The 15,528-nt window shown below is 67.0% G+C and carries 15 protein-coding genes; 12 read left to right on the top strand and 3 right to left on the bottom strand.

Going from position 1 to position 15,528, the window contains the following annotated elements:
* The first annotated feature begins 22 nt into the window (after positions 1 to 22).
* From rapZ to tpiA, 6 genes are all read left to right on the top strand, one after another.
* Positions 23 to 991: an RNase adapter RapZ gene (gene rapZ, locus ABEA50_RS13880; RefSeq protein ID WP_425577606.1), complete on the top strand. Its 969-nt coding sequence runs from the start codon at positions 23 to 25 to the stop codon at positions 989 to 991.
* Positions 988 to 2,034: a gluconeogenesis factor YvcK family protein gene (locus tag ABEA50_RS13875; RefSeq protein ID WP_345495742.1), complete on the top strand. Its 1,047-nt coding sequence runs from the start codon at positions 988 to 990 to the stop codon at positions 2,032 to 2,034. The genes rapZ and ABEA50_RS13875 overlap by 4 nt, the downstream gene beginning before the upstream one ends.
* A complete protein-coding gene (whiA, locus tag ABEA50_RS13870) occupies positions 2,025 to 3,008 on the top strand; it encodes a DNA-binding protein WhiA (protein WP_345495741.1) in 984 nt (327 codons plus the stop codon). The genes ABEA50_RS13875 and whiA overlap by 10 nt, the downstream gene beginning before the upstream one ends.
* 444 nt (positions 3,009 to 3,452) lie before the next feature.
* Complete coding sequence (gene gap / locus ABEA50_RS13865) at positions 3,453 to 4,469, top strand: type I glyceraldehyde-3-phosphate dehydrogenase (RefSeq protein WP_345495740.1); 1,017 nt, start codon at positions 3,453 to 3,455, stop codon at positions 4,467 to 4,469.
* Between the two features lie 4 nt (positions 4,470 to 4,473).
* Positions 4,474 to 5,691: a phosphoglycerate kinase gene (locus ABEA50_RS13860; protein ID WP_345495739.1), complete on the top strand. Its 1,218-nt coding sequence runs from the start codon at positions 4,474 to 4,476 to the stop codon at positions 5,689 to 5,691.
* A gap of 5 nt (positions 5,692 to 5,696) precedes the next feature.
* Positions 5,697 to 6,482, top strand: coding sequence for a triose-phosphate isomerase (gene tpiA / locus ABEA50_RS13855; protein ID WP_345495738.1), 786 nt, complete (start codon positions 5,697 to 5,699; stop codon positions 6,480 to 6,482).
* A 362-nt stretch (positions 6,483 to 6,844) separates the two neighbouring features.
* Here tpiA and ABEA50_RS13850 read toward each other — a convergent pair whose 3' ends face one another.
* Positions 6,845 to 7,633 carry an META domain-containing protein gene (locus ABEA50_RS13850; protein ID WP_345495737.1) on the bottom strand — a complete coding sequence of 263 codons (789 nt, stop codon included), beginning with the start codon at positions 7,631 to 7,633 and terminating at the stop codon, positions 6,845 to 6,847.
* Between the two features lie 396 nt (positions 7,634 to 8,029).
* Here ABEA50_RS13850 and ABEA50_RS13845 point away from each other — a divergent pair, with 396 nt between their 5' ends.
* The 3 genes from ABEA50_RS13845 to secG are packed head-to-tail and all read left to right on the top strand — an operon-like array spanning position 8,030 to position 10,877.
* On the top strand, positions 8,030 to 8,983 hold the full coding sequence (locus ABEA50_RS13845; protein WP_345495736.1) for a DMT family transporter: 954 nt from the start codon (positions 8,030 to 8,032) through the stop codon (positions 8,981 to 8,983).
* A gap of 10 nt (positions 8,984 to 8,993) precedes the next feature.
* Positions 8,994 to 10,583, top strand: coding sequence for an MFS transporter (locus tag ABEA50_RS13840; protein WP_345495735.1), 1,590 nt, complete (start codon positions 8,994 to 8,996; stop codon positions 10,581 to 10,583).
* Between the two features lie 60 nt (positions 10,584 to 10,643).
* Positions 10,644 to 10,877, top strand: coding sequence for a preprotein translocase subunit SecG (gene secG, locus ABEA50_RS13835; RefSeq protein WP_345495734.1), 234 nt, complete (start codon positions 10,644 to 10,646; stop codon positions 10,875 to 10,877).
* Here the strand turns inward: secG and ABEA50_RS13830 are convergent.
* On the bottom strand, positions 10,864 to 12,012 hold the full coding sequence (locus ABEA50_RS13830; RefSeq protein WP_345495733.1) for a YbfB/YjiJ family MFS transporter: 1,149 nt from the start codon (positions 12,010 to 12,012) through the stop codon (positions 10,864 to 10,866). The genes secG and ABEA50_RS13830 overlap by 14 nt on opposite strands.
* Before the next feature lie 70 nt (positions 12,013 to 12,082).
* On the opposite strand from ABEA50_RS13830, the gene ABEA50_RS13825 reads away from it, so the two are divergent.
* On the top strand, positions 12,083 to 12,910 hold the full coding sequence (locus ABEA50_RS13825) for a LysR family transcriptional regulator (RefSeq protein WP_345495732.1): 828 nt from the start codon (positions 12,083 to 12,085) through the stop codon (positions 12,908 to 12,910).
* Between the two features lie 6 nt (positions 12,911 to 12,916).
* Here the strand turns inward: ABEA50_RS13825 and ABEA50_RS13820 are convergent, their stop codons facing one another.
* On the bottom strand, positions 12,917 to 13,765 hold the full coding sequence (locus ABEA50_RS13820) for an SDR family NAD(P)-dependent oxidoreductase (protein ID WP_345495730.1): 849 nt from the start codon (positions 13,763 to 13,765) through the stop codon (positions 12,917 to 12,919).
* A 95-nt stretch (positions 13,766 to 13,860) separates the two neighbouring features.
* Here ABEA50_RS13820 and ABEA50_RS13815 point away from each other — a divergent pair, with 95 nt between their 5' ends.
* Both ABEA50_RS13815 and ABEA50_RS13810 read left to right on the top strand, forming a co-directional pair.
* Positions 13,861 to 14,808, top strand: a complete 948-nt coding sequence (locus ABEA50_RS13815; RefSeq protein ID WP_345496556.1) for an alpha/beta fold hydrolase — start codon at positions 13,861 to 13,863, stop codon at positions 14,806 to 14,808.
* A 109-nt stretch (positions 14,809 to 14,917) separates the two neighbouring features.
* Positions 14,918 to 15,520: a DUF7691 family protein gene (locus ABEA50_RS13810; protein WP_345495729.1), complete on the top strand. Its 603-nt coding sequence runs from the start codon at positions 14,918 to 14,920 to the stop codon at positions 15,518 to 15,520.
* Positions 15,521 to 15,528 lie beyond the last annotated feature (8 nt).

The raw sequence follows: 15,528 nt of genomic DNA, 5'->3' as shown, positions 1-15,528 counted from the left end.
ACCCGAGAGACGGATTCCGGACATGACGAGCGTCGAATCGAACAACAATGCGGGTGGCATACGGTCGAACGCGCAACGGGGCGGGCGGTCGGAAGCGAGTGCACCGGTCGAAGTGGTCATGGTGACCGGTTTGTCGGGAGCGGGTCGAGGAACGGCCGCGCGGGTGCTCGAAGATCTCGGCTGGTACGTCGCCGACAATCTGCCCCCCGAACTGATCGCGAGAATGGTCGAGCTCGGTGCGTCCGCCGACCCGCCGATTCGGCGACTCGCGTTGGTCATGGATGTGCGCAGTCGGTTCTTCACCGGTGACCTTTCGGTGGTCACCGAGCAACTGCGCGGGCAGGGCCTGCGGACCAGGGTGCTTTTTCTCGAGGCTTCCGACGATGTGCTGATCCGGCGTTACGGCTTCGCGCGCCGACGGCATCCGTTGCAGAGCGAGAGCGAGGACGGCACCCTCTCGGCGGGAATCGCCGCGGAACGGGTGCGCCTTTCGGCCGCGCGCGCTGCCGCCGACCTGGTGATCGATACCACCGAATTATCGATCCACCAGCTGCACCGCAGGCTGGAGGAGGCATACGGCGGCGGTGCGCCGGCCGCCTTGCAACTGACGGTGCAATCGTTCGGATTCAAGCACGGAGTACCGCTCGACGCGGACATGGTGTTGGATGTGCGTTTTCTCCCGAACCCACATTGGATCCCGGAGTTGCGCGAACATACCGGACAGGAATCGGTGGTCAGCGAGTACGTTCTCTCGCGCCCCGGCGCCGACGACTATCTGCGGACCTGCCACCACCTCGTCGACCTGACGACGAGTGGCTACCGCCAAGAGGGGAAGCGATACATGACGGTCGCAGTGGGCTGCACCGGAGGAAGACACCGCAGCGTCGCGGTCGCCGAGGCGCTGGGTGAGTTGATGCGCGAAGCCGACGCGGCGGGCGAGGGCCACGCCGACGTAGTACGGGTTGTGCACCGAGATCTGGGGCGCGAATGACCGACGCCGCGCCCGAACCCCATGTGGTCGCGCTCGGCGGCGGACACGGCCTCTACGCGACATTGACCGCGGTGCGCCGATTGACCGGGCGGATCTGCGCGGTCGTGACGGTCGCCGACGACGGCGGTTCCTCCGGCCGACTACGCGCGGAGCTGGGCATGTTGCCGCCGGGCGATCTGCGGATGGCGCTCGCCGCGCTCGCCGAGGACCAGGACGGGGTGTGGACGCGCACCGTCCAGCACCGTTTCGGCGGCACCGGCGCGTTGGCCGGGCATTCGGTCGGCAATCTGGTGTTGGCCGGATTGACCGAGGTGCTCGGTGACCCGGTCGCCGCACTGGAAGAGGCGGGGCGTCTGCTGGGCATCACCGGGCGCGTGCTGCCGATGTCGCCGACCGCGCTGGCCATCGAGGCGGATGTCTCGGGGCTGGAGGCGGATCCGCGAGTGAGCCGATGCATTCGTGGACAGGTGGCGATCGCGACTACCCCTGGCAAGGTGCGCAGGGTGCGGTTGCTCCCGTCGGATCCGCCCGCCGCGCCGGACGCACTCGCGGCCGTCGAGCGCGCGGATGTGGTGGTGCTCGGCCCTGGTTCCTGGTTCACCAGTGTGATTCCGCACGTGCTCGTGCCGGATTTGCGCGATGCGTTGTTACGCACCGAGGCGCGTAAAGTCCTGGTGCTGAATCTCGCCGCGGAGCCCGGCGAGACGGCTGGGTTCTCCGCCGAGCGGCACCTCCATGTATTGTCCCAGCACGCACCGGAATTCGTGGTCGACGAAGTACTGGTCGATTCCGGGTCTGTGCCGGAAGGTCGCGAAAGAGAACACGTGGCCAGGGCTGCCGAACAGTTGCGCGCGCGAGTAACCTTCTGCGATGTCGCCGAAGCGGGAACGGACCGGCATCACCCCGGAAAACTTGCCGCCGCACTGGATCAAGTGATCCGGCAACCACGGTCACACATGGCAGGGCTTCGAGTCGAGGGACGGCACATGGGTCAGGATGTGCGTTCCGGGTTGGGTGGAAAGGAGCGCGTCTCGTGGCGATGACAGCCGATGTGAAGGATGAGCTGAGCCGACTGACGGTGTCGCAGGTGAGTTCCCGCAAGGCGGAACTCTCCGCGTTGCTGCGGTTCGCCGGTGGCCTGCACATCGTGGCAGGGAGGGTGATCGTCGAAGCCGAGGTGGACATGGGATCCATCGCGCGCAGGTTACGTCGGGAGATCTTCGAGCTATACGGTTACGGCTCCGATGTGCACGTGCTCGGTGCGGGCGGGTTACGCAAGACCTCCCGTTACGTGGTGCGGGTGTCCAAGGAAGGCGAGGCGTTGGCCAGGCAGACCGGCCTGCTCGACGTCCGTGGTCGCCCGGTGCGCGGGTTGCCCGCGCAGGTGGTCGGCGGCAGTGTCGCCGATTCCGAGGCGGCATGGCGTGGCGCGTTTCTCGCGCACGGCTCGCTGACCGAACCGGGTCGTTCTTCGGCGCTCGAGGTGAGTTGCCCTGGCCCGGAGGCCGCGCTGGCGTTGGTCGGTGCGGCGCGGCGGCTCGGGATCGCGGCCAAGGCTCGTGAGGTGCGCGGGACCGACCGGGTGGTGGTGCGTGATGGTGAGGCCATCGGCGCATTGCTGACCAGGATGGGCGCGCACGGCACCCGAATGGTGTGGGAGGAGCGGCGTTTGCGCCGCGAGGTCCGCGCGACAGCCAATCGGTTGGCGAATTTCGATGACGCGAATTTGCGTCGCTCGGCGCGTGCCGCGGTTGCCGCGGCCGCGCGGGTGGAGCGTGCGTTGGAGATTCTCGCCGACGAGGTGCCCGATCATCTCGCCGCGGCGGGCCAGCTCCGGGTGCAGCATCGGCAGGCGTCGCTGGAGGAGTTGGGCCAATTGGCCGATCCGCCGATGACGAAAGATGCTGTGGCGGGGCGGATTCGACGCTTGTTGTCGATGGCCGATCGGCGGGCGAAGGAACTGGGTATCCCGGATACCGAGTCCGCGGTTACCGCGGAGCTGCTCGACGACGCCTGAATCGGTACGCATGTATCGAGCATCGAGCATCGAGCATCGAGCATCGAGCGTCCTGCGGGGCGGTTCGTCATCCTCGAGATCAGTCCGGCGGTACTGATATTCGCCGGGTTGTTTGCCCGTGTGTCGAAGTCTGGCACACGGGCATTTATCTCTTTGGGTGGTCGGAGGGCGTCCGGGTGGTCGACGTCCGCTGCGGTGTTTCCGCAGCGTGACACGCGCGATGAAACGAACGTACCGGTCGGTTATCGCGGTGGTGTCCGATCATGGTTGTCTGTCGGTGTGTCGCGGACGCACCCCGTTTTCGCCGACACGCACCGCGACAACCCGGGTCCCACGGGCAGATGGCCAGCTCACCAAGGGTAGGTATGTGTGGAGCCGGTGATCGGGGGCACTACTGTGAACCGAGAAAACAACTGATCCGCTTGAAAGTTGAGGAGCGATAACGTGACTGTCCGGGTAGGCATCAACGGCTTCGGTCGTATCGGACGTAACTTCTTCCGGGCGGTGGAGGCGCAGAAGGCGCTGGGCACCACCGACATCGAGATCGTCGCCGTCAACGACCTGACCGACAACGCGACGCTCGCCACCCTGCTCAAGTACGACTCGATCCTGGGTCGGCTGCCGCAGGATGTCTCGCTCGACGGCGACTTCATCGTGGTCGGGGACCAGCGGATCAAGGCGCTGGCGATCAAGGAAGGTCCCGCCGCGCTGCCGTGGGGCGACCTCGGCGTCGACGTGGTGGTCGAGTCCACCGGTATCTTCACCGACGCGACCAAGGCGAAGGGCCACCTCGCCGCTGGTGCCAAGAAGGTCATCATCTCCGCGCCCGCCAAGGGCGAGGACCTCACCGTGGTGCTCGGCGTCAACGACGACAAGTACGACGGCAGCCAGAACATCATCTCCAACGCCTCGTGCACCACGAACTGCCTCGGCCCGCTGGCGAAGGTGCTCAACGACAGCTTCGGCATCGAGCGCGGTCTGATGACCACGATCCACGCCTACACCGCGGATCAGAACCTGCAGGACGGCCCGCACAAGGACCTGCGTCGCGCCCGCGGTGCCGCGCAGAACGTGGTGCCGACCGGCACCGGCGCCGCGAAGGCGATCGGACTCGTGCTGCCCGAACTCCAGGGCAAGCTCGACGGTTACGCGTTGCGCGTGCCGATCCCCACGGGCTCGGTCACCGACCTCACCGCGACCCTGCGCACCTCGGCGTCGGTCGAGGAGATCAACGCCGCGTACTCCGAGGCCGCCGAGGGGCCGCTGAAGGGCATCCTGAAGTACAACGTCGACCCGATCGTCTCCAGCGACATCGTCACCGACCCCGCGTCCTCGATCTTCGACGCGCCGCTGACCAAGGTGATCGACGACCAGGTCAAGGTCGTCGCCTGGTACGACAACGAGTGGGGCTACTCCAACCGCCTCGCCGACCTCGTCGGTCTCGTCGGCAAGTCGCTCTGAGGCCATGGCAGTCAAGAATCTCGCCACTCTGCTCGAGGAAGGCGTCGAGGGCCGCGGCGTGCTCGTGCGCTCGGACCTGAACGTTCCGCTCGACGACGATGGCCGGATCACCGACGCGGGTCGTATCACCGCGTCGGTGCCGACCATCAAGGCGCTCGTCGAGGCGGGCGCCAAGGTCGTCGTCGCCGCGCACCTCGGACGCCCGAAGGGTGAGCCGGACCAGAAGCTGTCGCTGGCGCCCGTGGCCACCGTGCTCGCCGAGCAGTTGGGCCGCAATGTCCAACTCGCCGGTGACGTGGTCGGTCAAGATGCCCTGGCCAGGTCCGAGGGCCTGACCGACGGCGATGTGCTGCTGCTGGAGAACATCCGTTTCGATCCGCGCGAGACCAGCAAGGACGACGCGCAGCGGGCCAAGCTCGCCGCCGCGTTGGTCGAGCTGGTCGGCGACGACGGCGCGTTCGTCTCCGACGGATTCGGCGTGGTGCATCGCAAGCAGGCGTCGGTCTACGACGTGGCGCAGGTGTTGCCGCATTACGCGGGCACGCTGGTCGCGGCGGAGATCGAGGTGCTGGCCAAGTTGACCGAAGAGACCAAGCGGCCCTACGCCGTTGTACTCGGCGGGTCGAAGGTCTCCGACAAGCTCGCGGTGATCGAGGCACTCGCGCCGAAGGTCGACACCCTGGTGATCGGCGGCGGCATGTGCTTCACCTTCCTTGCCGCGCAAGGGTTCTCGGTGGGCTCCTCGCTGTTGCAGGAGGAGATGATCGAGACCTGCAAGCAGTTGCTCGATCGGTACGCCGACGTCATCCATCTGCCGAGGGACATCGTGGCCGCGGACAAGTTCGCCGCCGACGCCACCTCGACGGTGGTGGACGCGAACGCGATTCCGGACGGCACGATCGGCCTCGACATCGGTCCTTCGTCCACCGAACGGTTCGCCGCGCTGCTCACCGAGGCCGAGACGATCTTCTGGAACGGGCCGATGGGGGTGTTCGAGTTCGAGAAGTTCTCGGCGGGCACCCGTGGCGTGGCCGAGGCGATCGCGAAGGCGACCGGTAAGGGCGCGTTCACCGTGGTCGGCGGCGGCGATTCGGCCGCGGCGGTGCGTGCGCTCGGTCTGCCCGACGACGGTTTCTCGCACATCTCCACCGGTGGCGGCGCGTCACTGGAATACCTGGAGGGCAAGGAACTTCCCGGAATCAGTGTTTTGGAAGGTGCGTAGCGTAGATGGCACGAAAGCCGCTGATCGCGGGCAACTGGAAGCTGAACCTCAATCATCTCGAGGCCATCTCCCTGGTGCAGAAGATCGCGTTCGCCCTGCCGGAGAAGTACTTCGACAAGGTCGACGTGTCGGTGATCCCGCCGTTCACCGATATCCGCAGCGTGCAGACGCTCGTGGAGGGTGACAAACTGCTGGTTACCTATGGCGCGCAGGATGTTTCGGTGCATGATTCCGGTGCGTACACCGGCGAGATCAGTGCCGGAATGCTCGCGAAACTCGGCTGTAGCTTCGTGGTGGTCGGGCACTCCGAGCGGCGTCAGTACCACAACGAGGACGACGCCACCGTGCTCGCCAAGGCCAAGCAGGCGCTGAAGCACGAGATCACGCCGATCGTCTGCATCGGCGAAGGGCTCAATGTCCGTGAGGCGGGTACGCACGTCGAGTACAACCTCGAGCAGTTGCGTGGTTCGCTGAAAAAGCTGACGGCCGAACAGATCTCGAAGGTCGTCATCGCCTACGAGCCGGTGTGGGCCATCGGCACCGGCAAGGTCGCCACTCCGGCGGATGCGCAGGAGGTGTGTGGCGCGATCCGTAAGGAGCTGGAGCAGTTGGCCTCGCCGGAGGTCGCCGCCGGTGTGCGGGTGCTCTACGGCGGCTCGGTGAACGCGAAGAATGTCGGTGAACTGGTCGCGCAGTCGGATATCGACGGTGCGTTGGTCGGCGGTGCCTCGCTCAAGGGCGAGGAGTTCGCCACCCTCTCGGCTATTGCCGCGGGTGGCCCACTGCCGTAACGGGTTCTCCTGGAACGAGCCGGACATCGCACTGCGGTGTCCGGCTCGCGGCGTTCGTGGCTAGCCGCATTAGCGAAACAGGTGTGGCCGCGCCGCCGAATCTTCGGGACAGGCTTTTCGGTGCTGGCCTCGACGCCGAGATCTCGTCGAAGCCTTGGGCGTCACCCGCTACGGCGGCAGGTCCGGCTCACGAGGCCCTTGTCGAACGTGTCTGCGCCATCGACAGACCGCAGGCGTCAAGGCGTCACTGAGCTACATGTGGGCGGGCGTGCAGAGCTGCGAACGCTGTGGGCGGAACTCAGGTCGTGGAACCGAAGTGGGGGTGCGGGGATGGGGATTCGAGGCACAGCACAGCTCGGTACTCAGCTGGCGCGCAGGGTGAGTCCGTTGCCGTTGTCGTTGCGCAGGGTGAGGACTTCCGCGTCGACGGTGGCCGTGGTCTTGCCGTCGAGTGCTCGCAGCACCGAACGTTCCACTTCCATGACCTCCGGTGAACACATCATCTTGGTGGTCGCGACGTGGAAGGTGACGGTGTTGTCCGACATGTCCGCCTTGCCGGTGAGACGATTACAGCCCGCTTTCCCGGAGACGGCGCCGTCCTCGGCGATCGTGAGCGTCGGTTGCGCCTCATCGATGGTGCGGGAACGGATTTGGGCGTCCGGCGTGATCAATCCGGTGACCGTCCACGGGCTGCCGCGCAGCGGCCTGTCCGGCTGGGCGACCTTCTTGTCGAGCATGGTGACGACGGTGCGGCCGTCGTTGCCGGTGAGGGTGAGTCGGGCGTCATCGAGATGCCATCCGGGGTCGGCGTTGAGCAGGCCGCTGAGCCACTCGTCGGCGCCCTCGCGGTCGCCAGGACATGCCATCAATGTGCTCGCCAGTCCGCTCACCCGAAGCTTGTGGTCGTCGAGGGTGACCATGCCGGAATGCTTGTTGCATCCCGCGTCGGCGGTCACCCGGTCGGCGGTGAAGGTCAGCGTCAACGGACCGCCGCCGGGGATGGGCGCGCCGTCGACCTCGGTCGAGACGAAGGTGCGTCCGACGGGAGTTTCCTTGTCGGGGTGGGAAGACGAGTGCCCTGATCCGCACCCGGCGATGGCCGAGAGCGCGAGCAGAACGATCGGGCCGAACCGCAAGAAGTGAGCCGACATGGGCGCGATACTAGCTGTGTTTTTCGGCGGCTGGGTTCTCGGGTTCGCGGCTGCTCGAAAGGTTTCGCCGCGTGGCTGCGGGAGTGTGCGTCTGCGAGATCACCAGGGTCTGAGTGTGGAAATTGCCGGGGTTGGGCACGGGGTGTCCTGGTGGTTGGCTCAGGCAGTGTGCTGGGGACCGGAGGCTGGGATCGCTTGTGCGGGAGGGCGGGGATACGATCGCTTCGTGCACCGCAACCCCATCGTCTCTCCGCCGACCGCCTCCTGAGCGAGGTGTAGTAGCGCGCGCCGCCGTGGGGTGAGCGCGCGGTTTTCGGTATTCGTTCGGCTGTGCTCGATCACCGTGCACCTCGCGTCCGCGACCCATTCCTCTCGTCGCAGGAGCGCGAATTCTTCATGTCCATTTCTTTGTCCAGCATGGGCCGTCGTGGCCTTTTCTCCCTCGTTGGTGCCGGAATGCTTTGGGGCACAGGTGGTTTGCTTGGGACCTTGCTGAGTCGAGCCACCGGGCTCTCGCCGATCGCCGTCGCTACCTTCCGTCTGGCGGTCGGTGGGCTGCTGCTCGTCGCGGTGTGCGCGGCGGCACGGCAGCCGTGGCCGCGCGGCCGATCGGCGTGGCGCCGGATCGGCGCGGTCGCCGGGCTCGCGGCGATCTTCCAGGCGAGTTACTTCGCCGCTGTCGCCGCGTCTTCACTGGGGGTGGCGACTCTGATCACTATCGGGGCCTCGCCGGTGATGGTTGCCGTGCTCGAACACTGCACCGGTAGACATGCGCTCGACCGGCATCGGGCGGTGACGATCGGGCTGGCGCTCACCGGACTCACCATGCTGGTCGGAACGCCGTCCGGGAACGCGAGTGTCGCAGCGACATTCGGGGGCGCGGCATTGGCTCTGCTCGCGGCCGCGGCGTTCGCTACGGTCACGGTGATCAGCGCGAACCCCGTCGCGGGCCTGGACACCATGACGAGTACCGGTATCGGATTCACCGGCGGGGCATTGCTGCTCGCACCGCTGGCAGCGTCGATTTCGACCGGGCTCGTCTTCGAATTGCGGCCGAGCAGTGTCGCATTGCTGCTCGCCTTGGGTCTGGCACCGACGGCCGTGGCCTACACGTTGTATTTCCGAGGTCTCCCGCAGGTGGGCCCCGGCACGGCGGCGGTTCTCGCGTTGCTTGAACCGTTGACGGGCACCGCGCTCGCGGCGGTCGTGCTCGGCGAGCGTCTCACGCCGAGTGGACTCGCGGGCGCTGCGCTGCTGATCGCGGCGTTGTTGCTGGCGGGCCGACGATCCGGCGTCGAGACGGCACGGGCGGAGGTCGCGGTGAACGGGCGGTCACACACGCCCGACTAGGCTTCGGTGAGTGACTTCCGTTGCCACCACCAGCTCCACGTGGGCGCCGATGCGCATCAGGATCTATCGGGCGCTGTGGATCGCGCAGCTCGTCTCCAACATGGGCACGTGGATGCAGACGGTCGGAGCCCAGTGGATTCTGGTCGACGAGCCGAACGCGCCGACGCTGGTGTCGCTGGTGCAGACCGCGATCACCTTGCCGGTGATGTTGCTGTCGATTCCCTCCGGTGTGCTCGCGGACCTGATGGACCGACGCAGGCTGCTGCTCGGCGCCCAGTCGACGATGGCGGTGCTCGCGACGGTGCTCGCGGTGTCGACGGCCACCGGTAACACCACGCCGGGCGTCTTGCTGACGTTGCTGTTCCTGCTCGGGTGCGGTCAGGCGATGACAGCGCCCGCATGGCAGGCGATCCAACCGGAACTCGTTCCGCGTGAACAGATTCCGTCGGCCGCGGCACTGGGCAGCATGAACGTCAATATCGGTCGCGCGGTGGGTCCCGCGATCGCGGGCGTGCTCGTCTCCCTGTCGGGTCCGACGTTGGTTTTCGCGTTGAACGCCGTGTCCTTCGGCGGGATCGTCGCGGTGCTCGTGGTGTGGCGCAGGCCCGCGGCCGACCGCACGCTGCCCAGCGAGCGACCGCTGGCGGCGTTACAAGCGGGCACCCGCTTCATCCGCGCGGCACCGGGCATTCGGCGGGTGCTGTTGCGTTCGATCCTGTTCATCGGACCGGCGAGCGCGGTGTGGGCGTTGTTGCCGGTGATCGCGCGCGATCGGCTCGGGCTCTCGTCGGCCGGATACGGTCTGATGCTCGCGGCACTGGGGGTGGGTGCGGTGCTCGGCGCGGCGGGTTTGTCGCGGATGCGTACCTTGCTCACACCGACCCAGCGCCTCACGACGGCGGCGGTGTTGTTCGGCGTCGCGTCGGCGGGTACCGCGCTGGTGCGGGTGCTCCCGGTGGTGCTGATCCTGTTGGTGTTCGCCGGACTGGCCTGGTTGCTGGCGATGTCGACGATGAATTCGACCATGCAGCTGTTGTTGCCCGCGTGGGTGCGCGCGCGGGGTTTGTCGGTGTATCTGCTGGTGTTCATGGGTGGGCAGGCGATCGGCTCGTTGGTGTGGGGTGTGGTCGCAGGTGCTGCGGGAGCAGTGACCGCGCTACTGGCCGCGGCGGTGCTGCTGGCGTGTTGCGCGATCAGCACGATCTGGCTGCCGATTCGCCACGATGCCGAGAAGCTCGATATGTCGCCGTCGGCGTTCTGGCCGGAGCCGCAATTGGTGGTGGAGCCCGATCCCACGGAGGGGCCGGTGCTGGTGTTGCGCACCTACGACGTGCCTGAGGAATCGGTGCAGGAGTTCCTGGCCGCGATGGTGTTCGTCGGCAGGTCCAGGCAACGCACCGGCGCGATGGAATGGCGGCTCTACCGCGATGTCGGGGCGCTGGATCGCTACGTCGAGGCGTTCGTGGTGCGCTCCTGGGCCGAGCACATGCACCAGCATTCCCGGCTCACCGCCCAGGACCGCATCCGCGAGCAGGCGGTGCTGAGCTTCAGTGACGGTGACGACCGGATCACCCACCTGGTGGCGGTCACACCGCGCTGACGAGCGGTGCACCGGCACCTGATTCGTTGCCGAGGGCACCTGGCGCATACACTGTCGGCCATGCGGATGTTCCTGGATATCCTCCTTATCGTCACCAGCCTGCTGCTGGTGCTGTTGGTGCTGCTGCATCGCGCCAAGGGTGGGGGTCTTTCCAGCCTTTTCGGTGGCGGTGTGCAGTCCAGCCTGTCCGGCTCGACCGTCGTGGAGAAGAACCTCGACCGCGTCACCATCTTCACCGGCGTCGTCTGGTTGATCGCTATCCTCGGGATCGGCTTGGAGATCAAGTTCTCCTGATCTTTCGTGCCGTCGCCAGCGCGGCCACGGTAGCCACCGCGAGCACGATCGTGGCGATGACGAACGCGACCGGGTAACTGTCGCTGATGACCGGTGCCACCACCAACGGCCCGACAATCTGCCCGGCGCCGTAGACGGCGGTGAGCGGCGCTGCGGCACCCGAGTCGGTGAGTTCGGTGCCGATGCGCATGGTGAGCATCACGATTCCCAGGAAGGTCGCGCCGAAAAGCGCCGCCGAAAGCGCGGTGGGCACGATATGCCCCGACACCACCGGCAAGATCGCCGAAACGCATTGCGCGAGTAGGGCGATCGGGAGTGCTACGGCGGGTCGCCAGCGACGCGTGAGGATTCCCCACAGCACGGTGGCGGGCGCGGCGACCGCACCGACGATCACCCACATCGAGGCGCCGAGTACCGGCCCGTGTTGTTCGCTCACCGCGGCGACCAGGAAGGTGCCGATGACGATGTAGCCGACGCCTTCGAGAAAGTACGCGACCAGCAGGGCCCGCCACGCGTAGCCGGTGCGTTTGGTCGACGTGCCGCCGCGTGTGCCTGGCCGAATGTCGAGACTCAGTGCGGGAATCACCAGGATCAGCGTGCACAGACCGGAGACCAACCACAACGACTGCCAGGAGAGCACGGGCCGTAACCCGAGCACGAGCAAGCCGGTGACCGCGATCCCGAATCCGACCCCGCCGAACGCGATGCCCGAGCCGAATTTGTGGCTGCCCGGTCGTGCGGCGACGGCGGCGCACCCGACGAAGATCACCGCGCTGGCCACGCCCGCGACCAGCCGCGCCGCAGCGGGCAGTATGGCGGGGCCGGGCAGCATCATGACGGCTTCGCTGACGATCAGCGCTCCGGCGGAGACGCGAAAGACGGTGCGGTTGTTCAGGTCCGGACGCCAGGTCAGGAGCAACGCGCCGAGCAGGTATCCGACGTAATTGGCCGTCGCGATGAGTGCCCCGGCATCGGCGTCGAACCGGTGCGCGTCGACCATCACCGGCAGCAGCGGCGTGTAGACGAAGCGTCCGATGCCCATGGCGGCGGCGAGACCGGAGGCCGCCGCGAGGGCGGTGCCGAGTTCGGAGCGCGAGGTTGGTCGCCGTGCGATGGTGGGGATCGTTCGAGTCACGTCTTTCGACGTTACGGTTCGGATGATGGCGTGTGAAATGCGTCCTACGCGGTATGTATACGCTCGACGTATGGACATCGAGCTACGGCACCTGCGTGCCTACGTCGTCCTGTGCGACGAGGCGAATTACACGCGCGCCGCCGCCCGGCTGCATCTGACCCAGCCGTCGCTGACTCGAACGATCCAACAACTGGAACGCATTGTCGAGGTGGCCCTGGTCGACCGCACTTCGCGGCGCTTCGCGCTCACCGAGGACGGTGTGCGGCTGCGCGAGCATGCCATGCGGATCGTCGCCGACGCCGACGCCGCGGTGGCGCAGCTGCGGGCGCGCGCCGCGCTGGACGTGGGTTTTTCCTGGCTGCTTCCCGATGCGTGGTTCGCGTCGGCGCGCCGTGCCTACGCGGAGACGGGCGGGCGGCTGGTGTTGCACCGGGTCGATGACCCGTTGGCCGCGTTGGAATCTCGGGTCATCGATGTCGCCGTGTACCGCAGGGAAGGTCGGCTTCCTCGGCAGCTGCGCGCCCGCAGAATCGCGACCGAGCGGCGGGTCATCGCGGTGGCCGCGAGTTCACCGCTGGCCGAGGCCGCCGATCTGCGCTGGGCCGATCTCGGCAGCCATCCCTTGGTGGTGAACCCCGTGACCGGCACCACCGACGCCGGATCGTGGCATCCGAGGGACCCGAATCGTCGCGTCGTGCTCTGCGCGAACTTCGACGAATGGCTCGAATTGATCGCCGCCGATGTCGGGATCGGCGGTGTCCCCGAGTTGGCACGCGACCGCGCACCGCATCCGGGGGTGGTGTATCGCGGTGTTCCCGATGCGCCGGAGTCGCACGTGTATCTCCTCTGGCGAGCCGATCCGCCGCCCGCTGTTCGGCGGTTTCTCGAGCTCGCCTGAGGACGATCATTCGGTGCGCGGCAGGCGTCCGTCCACATCGGTGAAACCGTAGTGCTCGGCGAGATCGGCGACGCGCCACGCGCGTCCGGTGCGGTCGCGGCGAGCCTCGTCGGTGGCGAGGGCGACTACGGCGCGGCCGGGGAACCGCGGCGTCTCGGCCTCATCGAGGTCGAAGGTGCCTTCGCCCGGCAGGGTGACCAGACGCTTGCCCTCGGCGTTCGCCGGAACCATTTGCAGTAGTTCGGTATTCACGATGCCTGGCCAGATCGACACCACGGTCACCTCGGTCGCGGTCAGGTCGTGCGCGAGGTCGGCGGTGAGCCGGTCGACCGCGGCTTTGGCGACGCCGTACACGGCGTTGTGCGTGTAGCGCTGCGCGCCGGGGGAGGAGATATTGACGATCAATCCGCCGGACTCGATCAGCAGGGGCGCGGCGTAAACGGCCGCCGCGTAATGGGATCGGACGCCGATATCGAAGCTCTCGTCCCACGCGCTCGGCGGCACCTCCCAGAATGGTTTGCCGAGCCAGCGCGCCGAGGCCGGTGAGTTGTAGACGTTGTTCACCAGTACGTCGAGTCGGCCGTGATCGGTGCGGACACGCTCGAACAGGCCCGCGACGGCGTCGTCGTCGCGGTGGTCGCACGCGAAGGGAATGCCGGTGCCGCCCGCCGCGTCGATCTGCTCGGCGGTCTCGTGCACGGTGCCGGGCAGTCGGCCCGCGGTGTTCGATCGCCCGGTGACGTACACCGTCGCCCCCGCCGTGCCGAGTTCGACGGCGATGCCTTTGCCGATGCCGCGGCTGGCGCCGGTGACCACGGCGACCCGGCCGGATAATCCCTTGGCTATTCCACTCACGGTCGCTGGACATTACCTTGAAATAAGAACACGTTCTAGATTTTGAGGAGACGCCCGTGTCGACCCACCGATTCGTGACCACCGACGAGGTTCGGATGCACGTCGCCGAGCAGGGCGCGGGGGAGCCGGTGATCTTCTGCCACGGCTTCCCGCACACCGGGTACATGTGGCATCGCCAGCTACCCGCCGTCGCCGAGGCAGGATTCCACGCGCTCGCGCCCGACCTGCGCGGCTACGGTCGCACCGAAGTACGCGCGAGCGCCGATGCCTACACCAATCGCGCGGTCATCGGTGACCTGCTCGCCCTGCTCGATGACCTCGACGCGGAGAAGGCGGTGTTCGTCGGCATCGATTTCGGGGCCCAGTTGGTGTGGGAGTTGGCTTTACGCGCGCCCGAGCGCGTGCATGGCGTGATCGTGCTGAACAACCCCTTCGCGCCGCGCCCACCCGCCGCACCGTCTCGGCTGTGGGCCAAGGCCGCCGCCCGGCATTTCCTGCACCTGGACTACTTTCAGAAACCGGGTGTCGCCGATGCCGAACTGGCCGCTTGCCCAAGGGAATTCCTTACCCGGGTGTATTACTCGTTGAGCGCCGACTACCACTACCTCGATACCTGGAAGTTTCCGGCAGAAGGCACCGGGTATCTGGATGTGCTGCCGGAAGCCCCCGCCCTGCCGTGGTCGTGGCTCTCGGACCACGAATTCGACACGCTGGCTGCTGATTTCGAACGTACCGGCTTCACCGGCGGCCTCGAGTGGTACCGCGCGCTCGACCGCAACTGGGAGCTCACCGCCGAATACGCGGACGCGCGGGTTGGTGTGCCCGCCTACTTCCTCTACGGCGCGAAAGACCCCGATATGGAGGGCTTCAGCGGCCGCGACCCGCTGACGACGCTGCGCGAAAACGTGCCCGACCTGCGTGCGGTGACCGAGGTCGCCGGAGCGGGGCACCTGGTGCAACTGGAGCGCACCGCCGAGGTGAACACACTGATCACCACGCATCTGCGTGAGCTGCGCGGCGCGCCCGTCGAGCACGGGAACTGAGGTCCGCACCGGATTCGCGGCGAAAGATCCTCCGCCCGAGCGACGTTCGACATCGCGGTGACGCCCCGGTGAACGCGATCTGTCGGAGGCTGCCGATACCGTCAACGGTATGAGTTACTGCCTGAGCGTCTACGTCGTCGAACTGGATACCGTGCGCGCCGCCATCGGATCTCGAGACGATCGGCTCGGGCGGATGATCGCCGACCGATTCAAGGCTCAACTCGCCCACGACGACGACTGGTTCGCCGACGAGATCGCCCACGGCGCGCCGAGCCGCTACGACGCGGTGCGCGCCGTGATCGACGGCGGGCCGTTCGTCCCGTCCTACGGCTTCCAATACGGCTACGCCTATCAGACGATCTGCCAGTTCTACGGCAGGTTCCTCGACAACAGGTACTTCGGGACGTTCCGTGGTCGCTGGCTCGAACACGTCGACGACGCGATGGCGGCCCTCGGTATCAAGGCGATCAGCGTGCAGGAGTTCATGTATCTCGCACTGCCCTCGGCGCTCCCACAACCCGACGAGCTGCCCGGCTACGGTGAGTGGAGTCCCGAACGGTGCGCTGAAGCCTTGGTGCAATGGGAATCGACCACGCCCGACCAGCGCGGCGGGATCGACCATGAGCTGCTCGCGGCGATCGAATCGTGCATGGCGTGGGTGCGGGAAGCGCAGGCGCGCCCTGGACGGGGGATCGCCGGGTTCTTCTACTGACCTTCGGG

Origin of the sequence: Nocardia callitridis (assembly GCF_039543305.1) — a bacterium.
GTDB classification, from domain to species: domain Bacteria; phylum Actinomycetota; class Actinomycetes; order Mycobacteriales; family Mycobacteriaceae; genus Nocardia; species Nocardia callitridis.
Note: the sequence above shows the minus strand (reverse complement) of the source record. Positions and strands in the feature narration are given on the sequence as shown.